General features: G+C 68.4%; 19 protein-coding genes. 9 read left to right on the forward strand and 10 right to left on the reverse strand.

The genetic code is table 11. The annotated features are described in order from the left end of the window. Positions 1-101: 101 nt before the first annotated feature. Positions 102-290, forward strand: a complete 189-nt coding sequence (locus tag HQ314_RS15965; RefSeq protein WP_027506631.1) for a hypothetical protein — start codon at positions 102-104, stop codon at positions 288-290. Here HQ314_RS15965 and fadD5 read toward each other — a convergent pair. The 3 genes from fadD5 to HQ314_RS15980 form a co-directional block, all read right to left on the reverse strand. Then, complete coding sequence (gene fadD5 / locus HQ314_RS15970; RefSeq protein ID WP_222650588.1) at positions 287-1,822, reverse strand: fatty-acid--CoA ligase FadD5; 1,536 nt, start codon at positions 1,820-1,822, stop codon at positions 287-289. The two genes, HQ314_RS15965 and fadD5, sit on opposite strands and share 4 nt — an antisense overlap. Before the next feature lie 87 nt (positions 1,823-1,909). Continuing rightward, positions 1,910-3,229: a class I SAM-dependent methyltransferase gene (locus HQ314_RS15975; RefSeq protein WP_027506633.1), complete on the reverse strand. Its 1,320-nt coding sequence runs from the start codon at positions 3,227-3,229 to the stop codon at positions 1,910-1,912. After that, entirely contained in the window at positions 3,226-4,638 is a 1,413-nt protein-coding gene (locus tag HQ314_RS15980) for an FAD-binding oxidoreductase (RefSeq protein WP_222650815.1), read from the reverse strand. The genes HQ314_RS15975 and HQ314_RS15980 overlap by 4 nt, the downstream gene beginning before the upstream one ends. Positions 4,639-4,866: 228 nt before the next feature. On the opposite strand from HQ314_RS15980, the gene HQ314_RS15985 reads away from it, so the two are divergent. From HQ314_RS15985 to recR, 3 genes are read left to right on the forward strand one after another with little or no spacing between them, the layout of a single operon-like run. Next, positions 4,867-5,301, forward strand: a complete 435-nt coding sequence (locus tag HQ314_RS15985) for an SRPBCC family protein (protein ID WP_027506635.1) — start codon at positions 4,867-4,869, stop codon at positions 5,299-5,301. A 58-nt stretch (positions 5,302-5,359) separates the two neighbouring features. Beyond that, the gene (locus HQ314_RS15990; protein WP_204869622.1) at positions 5,360-5,698 is read left to right on the forward strand and encodes a YbaB/EbfC family nucleoid-associated protein; all 339 of its coding nucleotides are present in this window, start codon (positions 5,360-5,362) and stop codon (positions 5,696-5,698) included. A gap of 16 nt (positions 5,699-5,714) precedes the next feature. Next, positions 5,715-6,326: a recombination mediator RecR gene (recR, locus tag HQ314_RS15995; protein ID WP_027506637.1), complete on the forward strand. Its 612-nt coding sequence runs from the start codon at positions 5,715-5,717 to the stop codon at positions 6,324-6,326. Here the strand turns inward: recR and HQ314_RS16000 are convergent. Beyond that, the gene (locus HQ314_RS16000; protein WP_056444251.1) at positions 6,323-6,991 is read right to left on the reverse strand and encodes a response regulator; all 669 of its coding nucleotides are present in this window, start codon (positions 6,989-6,991) and stop codon (positions 6,323-6,325) included. The genes recR and HQ314_RS16000 overlap by 4 nt on opposite strands. Further along, the gene (locus HQ314_RS16005; protein ID WP_308119441.1) at positions 6,988-8,664 is read right to left on the reverse strand and encodes an ATP-binding protein; all 1,677 of its coding nucleotides are present in this window, start codon (positions 8,662-8,664) and stop codon (positions 6,988-6,990) included. The genes HQ314_RS16000 and HQ314_RS16005 overlap by 4 nt, the downstream gene beginning before the upstream one ends. Positions 8,665-8,800: 136 nt before the next feature. On the opposite strand from HQ314_RS16005, the gene HQ314_RS16010 reads away from it, so the two are divergent. The 4 genes from HQ314_RS16010 to HQ314_RS16025 all read left to right on the forward strand — a co-directional run bounded on the left by HQ314_RS16010 (position 8,801) and on the right by HQ314_RS16025 (position 12,812). Next, on the forward strand, positions 8,801-9,787 hold the full coding sequence (locus HQ314_RS16010; protein ID WP_222650817.1) for a tripartite tricarboxylate transporter substrate binding protein: 987 nt from the start codon (positions 8,801-8,803) through the stop codon (positions 9,785-9,787). Positions 9,788-9,875: 88 nt separating this feature from the next. Beyond that, entirely contained in the window at positions 9,876-11,282 is a 1,407-nt protein-coding gene (locus HQ314_RS16015; protein WP_027506641.1) for a CitMHS family transporter, read from the forward strand. A gap of 31 nt (positions 11,283-11,313) precedes the next feature. Then, a complete protein-coding gene (locus tag HQ314_RS16020; RefSeq protein ID WP_056443269.1) occupies positions 11,314-11,715 on the forward strand; it encodes a universal stress protein in 402 nt (133 codons plus the stop codon). Between the two features lie 20 nt (positions 11,716-11,735). Beyond that, positions 11,736-12,812, forward strand: a complete 1,077-nt coding sequence (locus HQ314_RS16025) for an AbrB family transcriptional regulator (protein WP_308115831.1) — start codon at positions 11,736-11,738, stop codon at positions 12,810-12,812. Here HQ314_RS16025 and HQ314_RS16030 read toward each other — a convergent pair. From HQ314_RS16030 to HQ314_RS16045, 4 genes are read right to left on the reverse strand one after another with little or no spacing between them, the layout of a single operon-like run. Continuing rightward, positions 12,809-13,510: a type 1 glutamine amidotransferase gene (locus HQ314_RS16030; protein WP_222647549.1), complete on the reverse strand. Its 702-nt coding sequence runs from the start codon at positions 13,508-13,510 to the stop codon at positions 12,809-12,811. The two genes, HQ314_RS16025 and HQ314_RS16030, sit on opposite strands and share 4 nt — an antisense overlap. Then, positions 13,503-14,789 (reverse strand): MurT ligase domain-containing protein, encoded by a 1,287-nt coding sequence (locus tag HQ314_RS16035; protein WP_222650589.1) that lies wholly within the window; start codon positions 14,787-14,789, stop codon positions 13,503-13,505. Before HQ314_RS16035 ends, HQ314_RS16030 begins: the two co-directional genes overlap by 8 nt. A gap of 30 nt (positions 14,790-14,819) precedes the next feature. Then, complete coding sequence (locus HQ314_RS16040) at positions 14,820-15,731, reverse strand: iron-siderophore ABC transporter substrate-binding protein (RefSeq protein ID WP_027506646.1); 912 nt, start codon at positions 15,729-15,731, stop codon at positions 14,820-14,822. Between the two features lie 38 nt (positions 15,732-15,769). Continuing rightward, the gene (locus tag HQ314_RS16045) at positions 15,770-16,729 is read right to left on the reverse strand and encodes an EamA family transporter (protein WP_222638973.1); all 960 of its coding nucleotides are present in this window, start codon (positions 16,727-16,729) and stop codon (positions 15,770-15,772) included. A gap of 72 nt (positions 16,730-16,801) precedes the next feature. On the opposite strand from HQ314_RS16045, the gene HQ314_RS16050 reads away from it, so the two are divergent. Further along, on the forward strand, positions 16,802-17,695 hold the full coding sequence (locus HQ314_RS16050; RefSeq protein ID WP_222633309.1) for a LysR family transcriptional regulator: 894 nt from the start codon (positions 16,802-16,804) through the stop codon (positions 17,693-17,695). A 48-nt stretch (positions 17,696-17,743) separates the two neighbouring features. Here the strand turns inward: HQ314_RS16050 and leuA are convergent, their stop codons facing one another. Next, the gene (leuA, locus tag HQ314_RS16055) at positions 17,744-19,564 is read right to left on the reverse strand and encodes a 2-isopropylmalate synthase (protein WP_027506649.1); all 1,821 of its coding nucleotides are present in this window, start codon (positions 19,562-19,564) and stop codon (positions 17,744-17,746) included. Positions 19,565-19,653 lie beyond the last annotated feature (89 nt).

Raw genomic sequence — 19,653 nt, forward strand, 5'->3', positions numbered from 1 at the left:
AGTCCATCATGTCGAGCGGCGTCCGTGGTGTGTCCCGTCGCGACGATGTGTCTCGTCACGAGAACGGGCCCGACGCGGCATCAGGGGACTAGGTTCGACACGTGAAGACTCCCGTTGTCACCGTCATCGGTGCCGTGATCGCCGTCATGGGCCTGCTGTTCAGCCTCCAGGGATTCGGGGTGATCGGTGGCAGTGCGATGAGCAACACGACCACCTGGTCGATCCTCGGCCCCGTCATCCTGATCGTCGGAGTGGCGATCGTGGTGGTGAGCAGGCGCCGAGGGGTCTAGTCGGAGAAACGCCTGCGCAGGTCGACCTTCACGACCTTGCCGCCGGCGTTGCGGGGGAGCGCCTCCACCAGCACCAGGTGGCGCGGGTGCTTGTAGTGCGCGAGGCGTCCGTCCAGCCAGCCGACGAGGTCGGGAAGCGTGAGGTCCGGCTCGTCGGTGCCGCGCTGCGCGACGACGGCGACGGGCACCTCACCCCAGCGGTCGTCCGGGCGGCCTATCACTGCTGCTTCGAGGATTCGGGGGTGGGAGAACAGCACGTTCTCGACCTCGGCGCAGTAGATGTTCTCGCCGCCGGAGATGATCATGTCCTTCTTGCGGTCGACGACGAAGACGAAGCCCTCCTCGTCCTGACGCACCAGGTCGCCGGAATGGAACCAGCCGCCGTGGAACGCGTCCGACGTGGCGGCAGGGTTCTCCCAGTACCCGTGCATCAGCGTCGGCCCGCGATAGACGATCTCGCCGATGTCACCTCGCGGGACGTCGACCATGTCGTCGTCGACGACCCGAGCCTCCACCGTGGCGACGACGCGTCCCACGGACCCGAGTTTGCGGAGTGCGTCGCCGCCGTCGAGGACGCAGGTGATCGGCGACATCTCGGTCTGACCGAAGACGGCCACGGTGAGGGCGTCGGGGAAGGTCTGCGACATCGCCCGCAGGACGGTGTCCGACGCCGGCGCCGCACCCCACGAGATCACTCGCAGCGACAACGTCCTGGGGCGGCGCGCCTGTTCCGCGCAGACCGCCTGCCACTGCACCGGCACGAGGAACAGGGTGGTCACCGCCTCGGCCTCGAGGACGTCGAGCAACGCGGCCGGATCGAACGCACCGACGGGGTGGACGACGGTCGGGATGCCGAGCTTGAGGCTGGGGGCGATGCTGCCCAGGGCGGCGATGTGGAACATCGGTGACGCACAGAAGTTGATCTCGTCGACTCCGTACATCTGCAGGGCGCGAATGCAGGTCAGCGCCTGAGCCTGCATGTTGGAATGAGACAGCACAGCACCTTTGGGGCGGCCGGTCGTTCCCGAGGTGTACATGATCAGAGCCGGTGCGTCGTCCGGGACGTCGGTGTCCGGCGCGGGCGCGCCCTCGCGGATCAGAGCCTCGTAGGTGTCCCCGTCTCCGCCCACCACGATCGAGTCCGCGACGCCCACCGCCGCGGCGAGCGGCACCAGAGCGTCCTCCACGACGATGAGGCCGGCGCCGCTGTTCTGCGCGAGGTAGGTGATCTCCGGGGCGCTCATCCGAAAGTTGACGGGCACGGCGATCGCACCGACGGCATTGATGGCGAGCACCGATTCGATGTACTCGGGCCGGTTGAGCATGAGGATCAGCACCCGGTCCCCGGCCGTCACGCCACGGTGGGCCAACCCGCCGGCGAGTGCGTCGACACGATCGCAGAGGCCGCGCCAGGTGTGCGTCGTCCCACCGAACCGCAGCGCCACGCCCGCGGGATTCATCAGTGCGTGTCGACGTACCTGGTTGTTCCAGTTGTCCCGCCGTGCGCGTCCGGGCTGCGACTGATCCGCCATCTCGGGTGTCCTCTCGTGGAGTCGCACCCACTCGGGTGTCGACAGTCCCCGTGATTCGACACCCGAGACAGCGTCCGTGTCAGTGGATCAGCCGATCCACCAGGGCCGCAACGGAAGACCCGCGTCGTTGTTCTCGTCGAGCTTGACGGCGAGTACCTGGTGCAGCTGGACCACGTTGCGCTCGAAGCCCAGGCGTGAGCCCGCCATGTAGAGGCCCCACACGCGCGCGGTGCCCTCACCGACCTCCGCGACGCAGGCGTCCCAGTTGTCGACGAGGTTGCGGCACCAGTCCCGGAGCGTCATCGCGTAGTGCTCGCGCAGGTTCTCCTCGTGACGCACTTCGAGGCCCACGTCCTGCATCTCGGTGATGATGCGGCCGGATCCCGTCAGCTCGCCGTCGGGGAAGACGTAGCGGTCGATGAAGCCGCCGGCCCGCGCCGACGAGCGGTTGTCCGGGCGGGTGATGCAGTGGTTCAGGACGCGGCCACCCGGGCGCAGCTTGCCCTTGATGAACTCGAAGTACGCCGGGTAGTTCGAGACGCCGATGTGCTCGGTGAGGCCGATCGACGACACGGCGTCGAAGTCGCCCTCGACGATGTCGCGGTAGTCGCTGTGACGCACCTCCGCGAGATCGCTCAGACCGTCGGCGGCGATGGCGTTCTGCGCCCACTCTGCCTGCTCGCGCGAGAGCGTGGCGCCGATGACGTGGACGCCGCGACGGGCCGCGTAGCGCACCATCGAGCCCCAGCCACAACCGATGTCGAGCAGTCGGTCGCCCGCCTTCAGGTTCAGCTTCTCGAACACCAGGCGGTACTTGTTCTCCTGCGCCTCCTCGAGCGACGCCTCGAGAGTCGGGTAGGCGGCGCAGGTGTAGGTCATCGACGGGCCGAGCACGTACTCGTAGAACGTGTTCGACACGTCGTAGTGGTGGTGGATGCTCTCGGCGTCCCGAGTCTTGCTGTGCCGCAACCCCTCGGCGATACGACGCCAGCGTGGGAGGGACTCCTGGGGCGGGGGAGCGATGGGACGCAGCAACTCCCATCCGAGAGACCGGGTGACGGTCGCCAGTGCGCGCGCGGACGGACGTTTGAAGTGCAGGTCGTCGCCCAGCATCCGGAGCACGTCGTACGGGTCACCCGGGTGGGCGCCCTCGATCTCCAGATCGCCCGAGACGTAGGCGCGAGCCATGCCCAGGTCGCCGGGGGCGGTCGCGAGGTAGGTGGTGCCGCGGGGTGAGGTGAGCCTGAGCCCGTACTCGGAATCCTCGGCACCGGCCGTACTGCCGTCGTACGCCGAGAATCGAACGGGCAGATCACCTTCGGTGAACTGCTCGAGAATCTCGGCGATGGAGAGTTTGGGGGAACCGCCGGACAGGCCGGGGTTCCGTTGATCCTTGAATGTCGTCATCGACGATGCACCGCCTTCGAATACAGATCCAACAACCGCGAATCGGGGTCGTACTTCTCTTTGAGTCGGCGGTAACCGTCACCGCCGTAGAGGGCATCGAACTCGGCCCTGTCGTAGAACGAGTCCGAGTAGAGGGACTTGTGACCGTCGAACTCGGTCACCTTCTTCTCGATCCGACGGTTGGCTGCCCCGTCGGGTTCACCGGGGACCACGGGCACCGACGACCAGAAGCCGACGTTGACGTAGGTGCGGTGAGGTTCGAGCGGATAGAGGGGCCACCCGCGTACTCCTGCGTCGGAGTCCTGCGCGTCGGCGTACCCGTCGGGTTCGCGAAGTCGCAAGGGACACAGCCACAACGGCTCGATCGGGATCTCGTCGAGGAACCACGAGACGAACGCGGCCGTGTTCTCGATCGGCACCTCGATGTCCTGCACGACGCGCTCGCGGATCGGGTTGCCCTTGCGCTTCTCGAGACGGTCGGCGATGTCGTACTTCTGGTCGAGCGCGATCAGCTTCCAGTAGAAGCTGCTGCGCAGGTACTTCTTCGGCCAGAGACGTCGGATGCGCGGGTTCTGCGCACCGAAGGCGCGCGAGCACCAGAACCAGTCGGTGTCCCACCGCCACAGGTAGTCGCGCACCGTCAGGCGGTCCGTTCGCGGTGCGGTGCCGTCGTGCTGGATGGACCGGTAGAAGATCGCCGAGTCGGTGTAGTCGCTCACCGGTCCCGGCTCGTCGGTCTGCCGGCCCAGGGTCAGATAGGCCTCGGTCCCGGAGAACACCACCCCGTCGAGGTAGTCGACGCGGTCACCCTCGTACTCCCGCTCCGCGACGATGCGCGCCATGACCGTCTGCACCGACTCGAGGTCGTGGAACCGGACGTGGCGCAGGGCGACGTAGGGAAGGACGGGCTCGAGTTCGATGCGCAACCGTGTCGAGTAGCCGAGGGTGCCGTAGGAGTTGGGGAACCCTCGGAAGAGGTCGCCGTACTCGTTGTCGGGAGTGGCCGTGACGACGTCACCCGATCCGGCGAGAATGTCGATCTCGAGGACGGACTCGTGCGGAAGGCCGCTGCGGAACGACGTCGACTCGATGCCGAGGCCGGTGACCGCGCCGCCGAGCGTGATGGTCTTGAGCTGCGGCACCACCAGGGGAGCGAGCCCGTACGCCAGGGTGGCGTCGACGAGGTCCTCGTAGGTGCACATTCCCTGCACGTCGGCGGTCATGGCGTCGGGGTCGACCGAGATGACGCCTCCCAACCCGGAGACGTCGAGTCCGGGGGCGGAGTTCTTCGGCCTGGCCCGGAAGAGGTTGGAGGTCTTCTTCGCCAGGCGGACGGTCGCGTCCCGAGGAATGGCACGGTAACTGGCCAGAAGCCGTTCCACACCCGCCCGATGTCCCGCTTGTCCGATCTCGTGCGGACGGTTGCCGCCCCCGCCGGGTTCCCGCGCTCCCCCGAGCGCCGCATCGACTGTCTGAGCCACGCGAGAACGCTATACGGAGGTTGTTCGCAACGCTATGGAAGGTGCCTCCCGACGAGGAAACTTCACACGATCGTTGCGCTCGATTCGCCCGGGCGTGGACGTGAAACAATGAATGTCACCGTCCGTCCCACCCCGACATCAGGAGTTCTCCCCGTCATGGCCAAGGTCAGCGCGAGCAGTTCCCTCACCATCAGTGCGGCTCCCGACAAGGTCCTCGCGGCACTGTCCGACTACGAGACGGTGCGTCCGCGCATCCTGCCCGAGCAGTACCGCGACTTCGCGGTCGTCGAGGGTGGCCAGGGCGACGGCACCGTCGCTCGCTGGGTCCTGCAGGCGACCGAGAAGCGCTCGCGGAACGTGCTCGCGACCGTGTCGGTGTCCGGCGCGACCGTCACGGAGAAGGACGCCAACTCGTCGATGGTGACCACGTACCTCGTCGCCCCGAGCGGTAGCGGGTCGTCGGTCACCACCACCACGGAGTGGACGGGCGCCGGCGGTGTCGGCGGCTTCTTCGAGAAGACGTTCGCGCCCCTCGGACTGAAGAAGATTCAGGCGCAGCTCCTGCAGAACCTCTCGCGCCAGGTGGAGTGAGGCACGCGGCTACGCTCGACCGACACGATCTCGTCACCACTTCGGAAGGACACCCGCCGTGCAACCCGGTGAACAGCCCGACATGTCCCAGCTGCTGCAGCAGGCCCAGCAGATGCAGCAGCAGTTGATGGCAGCCCAGGCGGAGATCGCCGCGACGGAGGTCACCGGCCGCGCCGGCAACGGTCTCGTCGTGGCGACGGTGAAGGGCAGCGGCGAGGTGGTCGGTCTGACCATCGACCCCAAGGTCGTGGATCCCGACGACGTCGAGACCCTGCAGGACCTGATCATCGGTGCGATCGCCGACGCGTCCCGCGCCGCGGGTGAGGTCGCGTCGCAGAAGCTCGGTCCCCTCGCCGGCCTGGGCGGCGGCGGACTCCCCGGCCTGCCCGGCTTCTAGAACCGGGTCGAGAAGCGTGTACGAAGGTCCGGTCCAGGATCTGATCGACGAGCTGGGCAAACTTCCCGGTGTCGGACCGAAGAGCGCGCAGCGCATCGCCTTTCATCTGTTGGGGGTCGAGGCGCCCGAGATCGACCGCCTGCAGAAGGCGTTGCAGCGCGTCCGCGACGGGGTGCAGTTCTGCATCGTCTGCGGCACCGTCTCCGACAAGGAACTGTGCCGCATCTGTGCGGACCCGCGCCGCGATCGGACGAAGATCTGCGTCGTCGAGGAGCCCAAGGACGTGCAGGCCGTCGAACGCACCCGCGAGTTCAAGGGCAGATACCACGTGCTGGGCGGCGCGCTGGATCCGCTGAGCGGGGTCGGTCCCGATCAGCTGCGCATCCGGGAGTTGCTCACCCGTATCGGCAATCAGGAGGACGGCGTCGACGTCTCCGAGGTGATCATCGCGACCGACCCCAACACCGAGGGGGAGGCGACGGCCACCTACCTGCTGCGCATGATGCGTGATTTCCCCGGCCTGTCCGTCACCCGGCTGGCCTCCGGACTGCCCATGGGCGGCGACCTCGAGTTCGCGGACGAGCTCACGTTGGGCCGTGCGCTGTCCGGCCGCAACGTGATGAATTAGCGCTCGAGCCGATAGAGGCGCTCGGGTCGCCCCACGTTGCCGTAGTCGAGCGAGACGGTCACCCGGTCGACGTCGCTGAGGTACTCCAGGTAGCGGCGAGCGCTCGACCGCGACATCCCGGTCCTCTCGGCCATCGTGCTCGCCGAGGTCTCGCCGGGATTCTCCCGCAGTTGGTGCTCGACCATGGCCAGCGTCTCGGCGCTCAGGCCCTTGGGGAGCCGCGTCGCGGTCCCGCGCACGCCGAACGCCTTGTCGACGGCGTCCTGCTCCGCCTCGTCGATCGCGGCCAGCGACTCCCGTGTGCGGCGGTAGTGCTCGAGGCGCTCCTGCAGTGCCTGGAACTTGAACGGCTTGATCAGGTAGTGCACGGCGCCCGCGCGCAGTGCCTTGCGCACCGATTCGGCCTCGCGCTCGCTGGTGATCACCAGGACGTCGAGGTCGGGGATGATCTCCCGGAACGGGCCGATGAGATCGAGCCCGGTGACGCCGGGCAGATGGACGTCCAGCAGCACCAGATCGGGACGGGTGGACTCCACCTTCTCCAGCGCTTCCTGCGCCGTGTGCGCCACCCCGCACACCTCGAATCCGGCCACCTTGGTGACGAAACCGGTGTGCACCCGCGCGACCATGAAGTCGTCGTCCACCACCAGCACCCTGAGTGTCATCGCGTCCTCCCCCCGGATCCGGTGACGGCCCGGAAGACCGTCCACCGCGTACCGTCCTCGACTCTGTCACTCACGCCGACCTCACCGCCGCGTCGGCGGCACACGACACGTACGAGGGCGAGGCCGAAACCGTGCCCGTCGAGCGACGTCCCCTTGGTGCTCCACCCCTGCTCGAACACGCGATCCGCATCCTCCGTGCCGATTCCGGGGCCGTTGTCGGCCACCTCGACCTCGATCCCGTCCGCGTCCGCGACGATCCGGACGCGCACCACCGCGTCCACCGACTGCCCCTCGAGGACTGCGTCCACAGCCTGATTCTCGAGGACTGCGTCCACAGCGTTGTCGACGAGGTTGCCGACGACGGTGCAGAGGTCTCGGGAGGCATCGTCGTCGAGTCGCGGGAGATGTGAGGCATCGTCGAGTGCCACGGTCACCGAGCGGGCCGCGGCGGCGCCGATCTTGGCGATGAGCAGCGCCGCGACCCCGAGATCGTCGATGCGGTCGGTCACGGTGGACGTGAGGCGCTCACGATGCTCGGTGATGCCGTCGACGTACCGCTCCACCTCGTCGTACTCACCGAGCTGGACCAGTCCCGAGATGGTGTGCAGCTGGTTGTCGAACTCGTGGATGTGCTCCCGCAGTGCCGTCGAGCTGGTGCGGCTGATGTCGAGTTTGCTCTGGACCTCGCTCAGTTCGGTGCGGTCACGGAACGTGGTCACCGTGGCCACCTTCCGTCCCGACGCCTCGATCGGCACCGTGTTGAAGACGAGGATGCGATCTCCGGTGAGGACGAGCTGGTCGCCGTCGTCGCTCGGGTGACGCAGGACGTCGAGGACCCGGTCGTCGAGTCCGAGCTCCTCCACCCGCCGGCCCACACCGTCCTCGTCGAGGCCGAGCATGTCGTGTGCGCTGCGACTCAGCAGCACCACCCGACCCGACGGATCCAGCGCCACCACGGCCTCCTTGAGGCCCTCGAGCATCGCCTGCCGCTGGCGCACCAGGTCGACGATCTCCCCGGCCTCCATTCCCATGGTCTGCCGCTTGACGCGTCGGGCCAGCAGGATCGACCCGACGGCGCCCAGAACGGAGGCCACGGCAAGGTAGATGACGAGGTCCGGGGTCGCCTGCGCGAGGCGCTCCCACACCGACGGGTACTCGCGGCCGACGATCGCCACACCGACGATGCGGCCGTCGGCATCGAGCACCGGGACCTGTGACTGCACGGACGCGTCGGGGGACACCGCGGTGTTGGCGCTCGTCTCGGCGAGACCGGTCCAGGATCGGCCCGTCCGCGCGCCCGCTCCCTCGGCCGCCGATTCCTGTCCCACCCGCGACGGGTCGGTCGCGACGACGATGATGCCGTCGGGGTCGGTCAGTTGCGCGTAGTCCAGACCCGAGACGGCCCGCACCGACTCGACTGCACCCTGCAGCGCCGTACGAATGCGGGGCTGGGCGGAGGCGAGCAGTTGTCGCACGGTGGGACTCGCGGCGAGGTTCTCGGCAGCCGACTGGACGCGCAGACCCTGTTCGCGCTGGAAGGTCGCCGACGCCTGGGCCAGCGACAACCCGCTGATGACGACGAGCACCGCGACGATGATGAGAAGCTGCAGTGCGAGCAGTTGCGACGAGAGGGTGCGGCGTGTTCCGAAGATGCGCAGTCGCCGCCCGATCACGAGGTGAACCGTACCGCCGGGCGCGCGCGGAATTCGTGCATCTGCGTGCGTTACGGACGCTCACAATGAACACAATCCCGTTTGTGCACCAAAGGGTGACCACAGTCACAGGATCCGACACAGTGAGACCGTGCCCATGAACCGACGCCTCCGCATCAGCGCTCTCGCAGCGTTGCTCGCGGTGCTCTGCACGGCGACCGCGTGCAGTGCGGGGGTGTCGGCCATGGTGACCGGGGCGGAGGAGCCGGGACTTCGTGTCATCGCTCCGTCGGTCGCCGGTGGCGGTTACGACCTGACCGCTCGCAGTCTGGCCCGAGGTTGGGCCGCGGAGGGCGTCGTGGTGGACGACGTCCTTGTACTACCCGGATCGGGTGGTGTCGTGGGACTCAATCGTCTCGCTCTCGAACAGGGCAACGATCGACTCCTGCTGGTGATGGGGCTGGGTCTGGTGGGCGCACTGTCCACCACCCCGTCCGATCACGAGATCGCGGACGTCACCCCGATCGCCCGACTCGTCACCGAACCCGAGGTCGTCCTGGTGCCGGCAGCATCCCCGCTGCGGACTCTGGCCGATCTCACGAACGCCTGGCGACAGGATCCCGCGGCTCTGCAGTTCGCCGGCGGCTCCGCGGAGGGTGGGCCGGACGGGTTGTTCCGGACGCAGCTCGCCCGCACCGTCGGTGTCGACCCGCGAGCATCCGAGTACCGCGTCTTCGACGGCGGCGGCGAGTTGCTGCCGGCCCTGTTGACCGGCGAGGTCGACGTCGCCACCACCGGCGTCAGCGAATATCTGGACCAGATCGCGTCCGGTACGGTCCGGGCGCTCGCCGTCTCGAGCTCCGAGCGCGTCGACGGCATCGACGCGCCCACTCTGCGGGAGCAGGGAGTCGACCTCGACTTCGACAACTGGCGCGGCATCCTCGCCCCGCCGGGACTGCCACCGGAGCGCGTCGACCGCCTGATCGCCGACGTCACAGCACTGGTCGGGTCGCCGCTCTGGCAGGAGATCCTGGCGCAGAACGGGTGGCGGGACGCGCTGCTCACCGGAGACGACTTCGCGTCGTTCCTCCGCGAGCAGGCCGACCTGGTCCGCTCGACCATCGATCCACCCACCGTCGGCTGACGCCGCACACCTCCGTACTGCGCCACACCTGTGCCCGCAGCCTGCCTCGACACACCCTGCACTATTCGAACAACGAGGAGTAGTAACCATGTTGGTGATACTCGGCTTCCTCATGGTTGCCGCTTTCATGTTCCTGATCCTGACCAAACGAGCGACCCCGGTGGTCGCCCTGATCCTGGTCCCGGTCATCTTCGGCCTGTTCGCCGGCGCCGGGCTCGGCATCGGCGACATGATCACGGACGGCATCAAGTCGCTCGCCCCCACGGCAGCGCTGCTGTTCTTCGCGATCATCTTCTTCGGCATCATGATCGACGTGGGTCTGTTCGACCCGCTGGTGCGCGGCATCCTCCGCCTGGTGCGCAACGATCCGATGAAGCTGGTCGTCGGCACCGCGGTGCTCGCCATGGTCGTGTCCCTCGACGGTGACGGCTCCACCACGTTCATCATCGTGACGTCCGCGCTGCTGCCGCTCTACCTGAAACTCGGTGTCTCACCGGTCATCCTGACGGTCGTCGCCGGCCTCGCCAACGGCACCATGAACATCATCCCGTGGGGTGGCCCGACCGTTCGCGCCGCGTCCGCACTGGGCATCTCGCCCTCCGACGTCTTCATCCCGATGGTCCCGTCGATGATCGCCGGCCTGATCATCGTGCTGCTCTTCTCGATCCACCTCGGCCTCATGGAGCGTCGCCGCCTCGGCTCGCTGATCTACGACACGGAGCTGGTGGGCGCCGGCGTCGGCACCGACGGCACCGGAACCGGAAACGGCAAGACCCGTCGCAGTACCGGAAGCGCCGACATCACCACCGGCGACGACGAGAACGACGGCAAGGCCGGCCAGTTCATCGACGGCCTGGACCCCAACCGCGACACTCTGCGTCCGAAGCTGCTGTGGTTCAACGCGATCCTGACCGTCACGCTGCTCGTGATCCTGGTCATGGACATCCTCCCCATCCCGGTGCTGTTCATGATCGCCGCCTCCATCGCGCTCACGTTCAACTTCCCGAAGGTCAAGGAGCAGGGCGAGGCCATCGCTCGGCACTCCGCCTCGATCGTCTCCGTCGTCGCCATGGTGCTCGCAGCTGCCGTCCTCACCGGCGTGTTCTCCGGTACCGGAATGGTCGAGGCCATGGCCGAGTGGCTCCTCGGCGTCATCCCCGACGCGATGGGTCCGTTCCTGGCCGTCATCACCGGAATCCTGTCGATCCCGTTGACGTTCTTCATGACCAACGACGCCTTCTACTTCGGCATCCTTCCGGTCCTCACCGAGACCGCCGCCCAGTACGGCATCGAGCCGGTCGAGATGGCCCGCGCCTCCATCACCGGACAGCCGGTGCACCTGCAGAGTCCGCTGGTTCCCGCCATCCTGCTGCTGGTCACCCTGGCCGGCGTCTCGCTCGCCGACCATCACCGCAAGGTTCTGTGGCGCGCGACCGTCGTGTCCCTCACCATGCTCGCCGTGGGTGTTCTCCTCGGCCAGATCCCCTTCGGCTGATCAGCATCCACGAGAGAGAGGAGTCACCGACATGAGTGTCGCCGTCGTGCACAACAGTTCCGAGGAAGGCCGCAAGGCACTCGGATCGGCAGTCCAGCAGGCCCGGTCCGCAGGAACCGAACTGGTCGTCCTCCACGCCTTCTCCGGATCCGCGGATCCCTCCTCGGAGGCGAAGGAGACCACCGCGGTCGAGGACTCGATCCGCGCGTCGCTCGCCGCGCTCGGAGAGTCCGAGGCGCAGTGGACTCTCGCTGCGGCCCAGCCCGATCCGGACGCGACCACCACACTGCTCGCGCTCATCGACAAGGCGGACGCCGAGTTGCTGGTCGTCGGGTCGCGGCATCGGTCGGCCGTCGGCAAGTTCCTGATGGGACAGGCCGTCCAGCGCCTGCTTCTCGAAACACCGGTACCGGTGCTGCTCGTCAAGTCGTGAGCGGAGTTCGTACCGTCGCTGTGAGCGCCACCCGCTGGGTGGCGCTCACAGCCGTGTCCGTGGCCGGATGGTTCGCGCTCGACGCCGTCGGACTGACGGCGCCGTCGTTGTTCGCGGCACTGGTGGTGGCGGTGGTCTTCGCCCTCACCGGACTGGGGCCGCGCGCCGTCCCGCGCGCGGGATCCATGGCGGCGCAGGGAACGTTGGCCGTCACCATCGGTCTCATGGTGGATGTCGAGACGCTGAGTGCGCTGGGGGACAACTGGTTTCCTGCGGTCGCCATCGGGATCGCGACGCTCGTCGTCAGCGCCGGCTGCGGTGCACTGCTCGCATTGAACAAGGACGTCACCGCGGCCACCGGGATGCTGGCGCTGATCGCGGGCGGGGCCACCGGTCTCGTCGCGACAGCGAGAGAGCTCGGCGGCGACGAACGTGTGGTCGCGGTGGTGCAGTACCTGCGGGTGGCACTGGTGGTGGTGACCATGCCTCTGGTGGTCACGTTCGTGTTCCACGCCGACACCCACTCGGTCGCGGCGGCCGCACCCGACGAGAATGCGCTGCCGTGGTGGGTGGGTCTGCTGTTCCTGCTCGGCGCTGTTCTCGTCGGCATCGCGGTGGGGCGGCTCGCGCGGCTTCCCGCACCGGCCACGCTGGGTCCGCTGATGGTGTCCGGCGCCTGCGCGCTGCTGGGCTGGCCCGTGGGCATCGAGGTTCCCATGATCGTGCTGCCACTCGCGTTCCTGGTCATCGGATGGCAAGCGGGACTGGCGTTCACGATGTCGAGCATGCGCCTGATCGGCCGACTCTTCCCCTACGCGTTCGCGCTGGTGCTCGGCATCGGCGTGATCTGTGCGCTGCTCGGATGGGCGCTGTCCGCGTGGACCGGGACCAGCCTGCTCACCGGCTACCTGGCGACGACCCCCGGCGGGTTGGCGGCAGTGCTCGCGGTGTCCGCGTCCACCGGGTCCGACGTCACGTTCGTGGCGTGCGTGCAGCTCATCCGGCTGGTTTCGATGCTCGTGGCGGCACCGCTCATCGCCCAGCTCCTGATGCGCCGGGCGGCGCGGAGGCCGGCCGAGGATCCGGTCTCGGTCTAGCGGCGCAGACGCTCGGTGCGCAGCTGCTCGACGTCGGCCAGGTGCAGCGGCTCGAGGGAGTGACCCAGAGCTGTCTCGAGCAGATGGTCCGCCAGTTCGGGATTGCGGGCCAGCGCCGGTCCGTGCATGTAGGTGCCGATCACCGAGCCCTGCACGACGCCCTCGTTGCCGTCGCCGACACCGTTGCCGATGCCGTGCTCGACGCGCGCGAACGGTGCGGCATCGGGACCGAGAGTCGTACCGCCGCGGTGGTTCTCGAAGCCGGTCAGCGTCTGGGTCAAGCGGTCGGACACCGGGCGGGTGATGACCTCACCGATCGATCGGGTCTCCTGCGGCGCCGTGGTGACGTTCAGCATCGAGACACCGTCGACGCGTTCGCCGGAGCTCGTCTCGTACCACTCGCCCAGCACCTGGATCGCCGCGCAGATGGCGAGCACCGGTGCACCGCGCTCGGCGGCGCGCTGCAGTCCGGGGTAGCGCGCGAGGTGCTTCGTCGCGAGTCGCTGCGCCGAGTCCTCCGCTCCGCCGAGCACGTAGACGTCGAGGGACTCGGGCACCGGATCGGCGAGGGTGATCGACACGATCTCGGCGTCGAGTCCGCGCATCAGCATGCGCTGGCGCAGGACGAGCGCGTTGCCGCTGTCGCCGTACGTGCCCATGACGTCGGGCAGGACGAGCCCGATACGAAAATCAGACACTGGGTGCCTCCTTCGCGGTCTCGCGCGCCAGCGCCCGGCCGAGGTCACGGAAGGCCGTGTAGTTCGCCAGGACCTCCACGCGCCCGGGTGGGCAGGAGGCGATGGCCCGCAACGGGTTCGGCACCACGGTGTGGTCGGCTCCGGCGTACGTCAGGCGAACTCCCAGGTCGGTCGCACGTTCACCGGCCGCCACCACCGTGGTGTTCTCGAAGTGCTCGAACCGCACGTCCCACAGCCACGACAGGTCCTCGCCGTCGGGCACCTGGCCGTTGACGGCGATCACCAGGCCGTCGGCGGCCGGGTCGATCATCGACAGTGCTTCCTGCCATCCGGCGGGGTTCTTGGCCAGCAGCATGCGCACGGTGTGGGATCCGTACTGGATCGAGCTGTAGCGGCCCGCCACCTCGTCGACCGCGGACACCGCGGCGACGGCCTGCGCGGGATCGGCGCCCATCGTGACCGCGGCAGCGACGGCCTGCGCCGCGTTTCCGCGGTTGGCCCGGCCGGGCAGCGTCAAACTCATGGGGAGCACGAGACCGTCGGGGCCGTACAGGTTCTCGTCGTCGAGCCACCACTGCGGCTCCGGCCGCGAGAACTCGCGCCCGCCCTCCAACAGACCTGTGCTGCGCCAGTGCGTGCCGTTCCACTCGATGGGTTCCCCGGTGCGGGGGCAGCTGACCGAGTCGCCGACCCACCCGCCGCCGGCGGCCACCCACACGGTCCGCGGAGCGTCGTACGCCGCGGACGTCATCAGCACGTCGTCGCAGTTGGCGACGACGACGGTGTCGGGATGGGCGACGATGCCCGCGCGGAGCTTGCGCTCGATCATGTTGATCTCGCCGACGCGGTCGAGCTGATCACGGCTGAGGTTCAACAACACCAGAACCTCGGGGTTCACGGCGTCGCACACGTGCGGGACGTGCAGCTCGTCGACCTCGAGGGCCGCCAGCGGCGCGGTGCGCCGTGAGTTCAGCGCGGCGACGATGCCCGCGTCCATGTTGGCGCCGTCGGCCTGCGTCGCCACCTCGCCCAGGGTCGCGAGCGCCGCCGCGGTCATCCGGGTGGTGGTCGACTTGCCGTTGGTACCGGTGATGACGGCCGTGCGTCGATTCGCGCCCAGGCGCGACATGAGGGCCGGGTCGATCTTCAGCGCGACGAGACCGCCGATCATCGATCCCTTGCCGCGACCGGCCTTCTGCGAGGCCCACGCGGCCGCGGAGGCCGCCGACAGTGCCAGGCGTCCGCGGGCTCCGAGGTGCCGTCTGCTGCTGTCGATCATGGTGTCCGATCCTCCCACACGGGAAGGAACTCAGGACGCCCCGAGGATCCGTTCGATGTCGTCGAGCACGGCCTGTCCGCCGCGAGGTCCCACGCCGGTGATCCAGTACGACTGGTCGACGAGGTGCGGATTCGGGAACGCCGTCGTGTTCGACGTGACGGACGTGGGCATCGACGCCGGATCGTCCGGTGTCGCCGACGTCACGACCACGAGATCGGCGCGGGCCTCCGTCGCCAGTTCGGGGGAGACGTCGACACTGATCTCGTTCGACCACTCCGGGCGGGGCGGCGTGGTGAACCCGGCGCACTCGAGGGTGCTGCCCGCGAAGGACAGCGGTCCGTAGAGCGTGAGCTCCTCGTTGCGTGGCCGGATGAGCTGCGCCGTCGACCCGGCGGTGTCGAACCTGTCGGCGATCTCGTCGCACCGCGCGTCGTACTCGCCCAGCAACGGCTCCGCGTCACGTCCGAGGGCGCGCCCGACGAGGCGGACGTTGTCCTGCCACGGGTCGCTCTGCGACGCCATGAACACCGTCGGAGCGATCGCGGACAACCGCTCGTACAGCTCCGAGTGGCGCGTCTCCGTTCCCAGGATCAGGTCCGGCTGCAGAGCCGCGATGGCCTCGACGCGAGGCTCCGCGACGGTGCCGACGGTCTCGATGCGCGACGCCTCGTCGCCCAGATACGGGGGCACCCCCGTCGCCTCGCTCAGCACCGACGTGCCCACCGGAACGACGCCGAGCGCGACACTCGTGTCGAGCTGGACGGGTTCGAGAGTGACGACTCGCAACGGCGACGAGGGCACCTCCGTGTCCCCGCGCGCATGGGTCACGGTCCGGGTGCTGTCCGCGGCGTCCTCGGCTGTCGCATCGGTCGAACACGCCGAGGCCACGAGGGCCGTCGCGGCGAGCAGGGTCGCCAGGACAGTACTTCTTCTTCCGAACACGCTTGCCGAGCCTCCGTCACAGTGATGGTGAGGGGACCCTAACCGACGGTGGCTCCGGACGGGGGAGTCACGATCCGGGGCTCGGTCGGTGTGGTCGTCGCGGATCGCGGCGAGCGGCTCAGACCCCACGTGCAGCCGCCGATCACGACGGCCGCACCGACGAGGGAGAGGACGCTCGGCGTCTCGTCGAGCACGAGCCAGGACGCACCGATGCCGACGACCGGGACCAGCAACGAGAACGGCGCGACGACGCCGGCGGGGTAGCGGCTGATCAGGACGGTCCACAGTCCCGAGCCGGCGATCGTGCCGATGAGCACGATGTAGGCGAGCCCGATCAACCCGGAGAACTGCCCGGCCGACACCACGTCGCCGATGGCGGTCCATCCCGTGGTCGGACCCTCGACGACGGCCGACAACGCGAACATCGGCAGCGGGGGAACCACCGTCATCCACAGCATGAGTCGCATCGGCTCGACGGGAACGCCGGAGGCCGGTCGAGATGCTCGTGTCGCCAGTCGGTTTCCGAGATTGCCGAAGGCCCAGCTGAGGCCTGCCAGCAGCGTCAGCAGCACGGGCAGGAGGGTGGCGTTGTGGGCGCGATCCCACCCGATCAGAATCATGCCCCCGACGGCGATGCCGATCCCGATCCACTGGCGCGGCCCGACCTTCTCCCGCAGCAGCAGCGCGCCGAGAACGACGGTGAACGGCGCCGACGACTGGAGCACCAGCGAGGCCAGGCCGGTGGGCATGCCGGCGTTCATCGCGGCGAAGAGGAACGCGAACTGCAGCAGGCCGAAACCCGTGCCGTACAGCAGGAGCCAGCGCACCGGCACGGTCGGTCGGCGGACGAAGAGGACGACCGGAACGGCGATCACCGCGAACCGCAGGGCAGCGAAGAAGAACGGCGGGAACTGGTCGAGCCCGGCGCGGATGGCGAGGAAGTTCAGTCCCCAGACCACCACGACGATCAGTCCGAGCAGGCGGTCGCGAGTGGTCATGACCTCGAGTGTTCCGGGTGCGACTGCTAAGAACAATCGAATTGTGGTGACCAGTAGCTGTAGCGTTGCTACATGAACGTCGACCGGTTGCGCGTCCTGCGGGCGCTGGCAGATCGCGGCACGGTCGCCGCGGCCGCCGACGCGCTGTCGATGACACCGTCCGCGGTGTCGCAGCAGCTCAAGGTGTTGGCGAGGGAGGCGGGAGTCGCCCTGCTCGAACCCGACGGGCGCCGCGTGCGGCTCACCGCGGCGGGACGCGCGCTGCTTCCTCACGCCGACGACGTGCTCGCCGCCCTCGACCGGGCGTCGGAGGAGATGGCGTCGTACCGCGGCAGCGCACGCGGAACCGTTCGACTGGCGCTCTTCCCCTCGGGCGCCGCACTGTTGCTGCCGGGGGTTCTGGACCGGCTCACCGAGGCGGGTGTGGATGTCGACGCCCGGGACGAGGACGTGCCCGCGTCGGCCGTGCCGGCGTTGCTCGCGGACTACGACGTGGTGCTGACGCATCGGGACGAGCGCGCACCGAGCATCGCGTCCGAGCGGGTGGAGGTGCGTTCGCTGATGCGCGAGCCCATCGACCTGGTGCTGCCGCCGGGGCACCCGCTGGCGGAGCGTGATGCCGTCGACATCGAGGATCTGGCAGACGAGCGGTGGATCAGTGTCCGCGGAGGGTTCCCGGTGGACGACGTGCTGCTCTCCATCGCGACGGTCACCGGGGTGGCGCCGCGAGTGAATCTGCGGATCAACGACTTCCGGCTCATGGAGGAACTGGTGGCCCACGGCCACGGGATCGCGCTGATGCCGCGCCACGCCTCGACGCACCCGGGTGTCACGCAGCGCCGGTTGGCCGGGGTGCGCGCGGCCCGCATCTACGACCTGGCGACACGACCCCGCGCCGCGGAGCGTCCGGCCGTGCGGGCCGTGGTGGACGCGTTCGCGGCGCGGGTCGCGGAGGTCACTGCGTGACCCGTGCGCCTTTTGCGTATTCCTGGATGCGCAGAAGGCGCACGAGGGCTACGCCCCGGATCGTGCCGCCCGGTTCACGGCCGAGACCACGGCGCGCAGTGATGCCGTGGTGATGGAGGTGGCGATACCGACACCCCACACGATGGTCTCGCCGCCGCCGGGCAGCCGCACGGCCGCCTCGACGTAGGCCGCGGCCTGGGCGTCGTCGCCGGCGGACATGGCGTGCTCGGAGTAGTCGAGGACGCTGACGTCGTACCCGATGGAGCCCAGCGCGTCGACGAAGGCGGCGAGTGGACCGTTGCCGTCGCCCGTGATCTCCTGCTCGGCGCCGTCGACCTTGACGATCGCGGAGATCGAGTCGATTCCGCCGTCCTCCTCGGCCGCGGTGACGCGCTGCCGGATGCGCTCGAGGGGAACGATCGGGGCCAGGTACTCCTCGGAGAACACGTCCCACATGGCCTTGGGCGACACTTCGCCGCCCTCGCCGTCGGTGACGCGCTGCACGGCCGAGGAGAACTCGATCTGCAGTCGGCGCGGCAGCACCAGACCGTGGTCCGACTTCATGATGTAAGCGACGCCGCCCTTGCCGGACTGCGAGTTGACGCGGATCACGGCCTCGTACGTGCGGCCGACGTCCTTGGGGTCGACGGGCAGGTACGGAACCTGCCACAGCACGTCGTCGACGTCCTGATCCTGTTCGTCCGCAGACACTTTCATCGCGTCGAGGCCCTTGTTCACGGCGTCCTGGTGGCTGCCGGAGAACGCGGTGTAGACCAGGTCGCCGCCGTACGGGTGGCGCTCGTGGACGGGCAGCTGGTTGCAGTACTCGACGGTGCGCCGGATCTCGTCGATGTTGGAGAAGTCGATCTGCGGGTCGACTCCGCGAGTGAAGAGATTGAGGCCCAGCGTGACCAGGCAGACGTTGCCGGTGCGCTCACCGTTGCCGAAGAGGCAGCCCTCGATGCGGTCGGCGCCGGCCTGGTAGCCCAGTTCGGCTGCGGCGACGCCGGTCCCGCGGTCGTTGTGCGGGTGCAGGCTCAGCACGATCGAGTCGCGACGTTCGAGATTGCGGTGCATCCACTCGATGGAGTCGGCGTAGACGTTGGGGGTCGCCATCTCGACGGTCGCGGGCAGGTTCAAGATCATCGGGTTCTCCGGTGTGGGAGCGATGATCTCGGTGACCGCGTCACAGACCTTCTTGGCGTACTCGAGCTCCGTGCCGGTGTAGGACTCGGGCGAGTACTCGTAGCGCCAGTGCGTGTCGGGGAACTTCGTCGCCTCCTCGAGCACCTTGCGGGCACCGTCGGTCGCGATCTTCTCGATGGCGTCGCGGTCCGCGCGGAAGACCACGCGGCGCTGCAGGATCGACGTGGAGTTGTAGAAGTGGACGATGACGCTGCGGGCGCCCTCGCACGCGACGAACGTGCGCTCGATCAGTTCCGGTCGGCACTGGGTGAGCACCTGGATGGTGACGTCGTCGGGAATCGCACCGTCCTCGATGATCTCGCGGACGAAGTCGAAGTCGGTCTGGCTCGCGGACGGGAAACCGACCTCGATCTCCTTGTAGCCCATACGAACCAGCAGTTCGAACATGCGGCGCTTGCGCGCGGGGCTCATCGGGTCGATGAGTGCCTGGTTGCCGTCACGCAGGTCCACGGCGCACCACTGGGGTGCGCGATCGATGACCTTGTCCGGCCAGGTGCGGTCGGGGAGGGTGAGCGGTTCGACCTCCTCGGCGAACGACCGGTACCGGAACGTCGGCATCGACGAGTTCTTCTGGGTGTTCCACGAGGGCTGATCGGCGGGCGCAGGCTTGGTGGGGGTGGTGACCGTGCGTGAGCCGGATACGAAAGCGTCGGCGGGTGACATCGATGATCTCCGTTGTGAGGAAGGGGACGACCGGCGCCGAAAAGACCCGCGACAGGGAGCCGGTCTGTGAATCAGACCCCGTCGCGGCG

It is taken from the genome of Rhodococcus sp. BP-332, from assembly GCF_019836065.1.
Taxonomy (GTDB): Bacteria; Actinomycetota; Actinomycetes; order Mycobacteriales; family Mycobacteriaceae; genus Rhodococcoides.

Excerpts from the sequence above, each read along its gene's own strand:
- fadD5 (WP_222650588.1), bottom strand. The coding sequence starts at position 1,822 with ATGGCGGATCAGTCGCAGCCCGGACGCGCACGGCGGGACAACTGGAAC.
- HQ314_RS15975 (WP_027506633.1), bottom strand. The coding sequence starts at position 3,229 with ATGACGACATTCAAGGATCAACGGAACCCCGGCCTGTCCGGCGGTTCC.
- HQ314_RS15985 (WP_027506635.1), top strand. The coding sequence starts at position 4,867 with ATGGCCAAGGTCAGCGCGAGCAGTTCCCTCACCATCAGTGCGGCTCCC.
- HQ314_RS16000 (WP_056444251.1), bottom strand. The coding sequence starts at position 6,991 with ATGACACTCAGGGTGCTGGTGGTGGACGACGACTTCATGGTCGCGCGG.
- HQ314_RS16010 (WP_222650817.1), top strand. The coding sequence starts at position 8,801 with ATGAACCGACGCCTCCGCATCAGCGCTCTCGCAGCGTTGCTCGCGGTG.
- HQ314_RS16015 (WP_027506641.1), top strand. The coding sequence starts at position 9,876 with ATGTTGGTGATACTCGGCTTCCTCATGGTTGCCGCTTTCATGTTCCTG.
- HQ314_RS16020 (WP_056443269.1), top strand. The coding sequence starts at position 11,314 with ATGAGTGTCGCCGTCGTGCACAACAGTTCCGAGGAAGGCCGCAAGGCA.
- HQ314_RS16035 (WP_222650589.1), bottom strand. The coding sequence starts at position 14,789 with ATGATCGACAGCAGCAGACGGCACCTCGGAGCCCGCGGACGCCTGGCA.
- HQ314_RS16045 (WP_222638973.1), bottom strand. The coding sequence starts at position 16,729 with ATGACCACTCGCGACCGCCTGCTCGGACTGATCGTCGTGGTGGTCTGG.
- HQ314_RS16050 (WP_222633309.1), top strand. The coding sequence starts at position 16,802 with ATGAACGTCGACCGGTTGCGCGTCCTGCGGGCGCTGGCAGATCGCGGC.
- leuA (WP_027506649.1), bottom strand. The coding sequence starts at position 19,564 with ATGTCACCCGCCGACGCTTTCGTATCCGGCTCACGCACGGTCACCACC.